The organism is Oleiphilus sp. HI0117, assembly GCF_001635235.1.
In genome coordinates this window covers 1-547 of record NZ_LWGA01000319.1, presented here as the reverse complement: position 1 = coordinate 547, position 547 = coordinate 1, and the positions used below count along the sequence as shown (strand labels likewise).

The 547-nt window shown below is 43.0% G+C and carries 1 protein-coding gene and 1 pseudogene; both read right to left on the bottom strand.

What is annotated here, in order from left to right; translation table 11 throughout:
* On the bottom strand, nt 1–280 hold a 280-nt coding region (locus A3757_RS03975), incomplete at its 3' end, for an RnfABCDGE type electron transport complex subunit D (protein WP_197469735.1).
* Nucleotides 281–282: 2 nt separating this feature from the next.
* Nucleotides 283–547 (bottom strand): annotated as a pseudogene (locus A3757_RS03970) (NADH:ubiquinone reductase (Na(+)-transporting) subunit A); the annotation flags it as partial.

Sequence of the window (547 nt, the reverse complement as noted above, 5' to 3'; positions counted from 1 at the left end):
AATCGGTTGGTATAGTACCCAGCCCAGCCGCTATAGCAGTATTTGCCTGGAAACCGACGTTCCAAATACCAAAAAACATAGCAGGGAATGCGCACAACCAAACCGTAATCATAATACGCTTAAGGTCGAGACCATCTCTAACATGAGATGTGGTTTTGGTTACACTTGATGGCGAATAAAAAATGGTGTCAGCAGCTTCGTAAAGCGCATACCACTTCTCGTACTTGCCCCCTTTCTCGAAATGGGGCTCCATTTTATCTAAAACTGTTCTAAGTCCCATGATCAACCCTCAATTTCGATTCGAGTCAGATTCTCTCGTAGAATCGGACCGTACTCATACTTACCAGGACAAACATATGTGCAAAGCGCCAAATCTTCTTCATCTAGCTCTAAACAACCTAGAAGTTGTGCTTGCTCTGTATCACCTACAATCAGAGATCGTAGTAACTGAGTTGGCAAGATATCTAAAGGCATCACTTTTTCGTAAGCACCAACAGGAACCATTGCTCGATCACTACCATTTGTTGTGGTCGTAAAGTTGAACAAT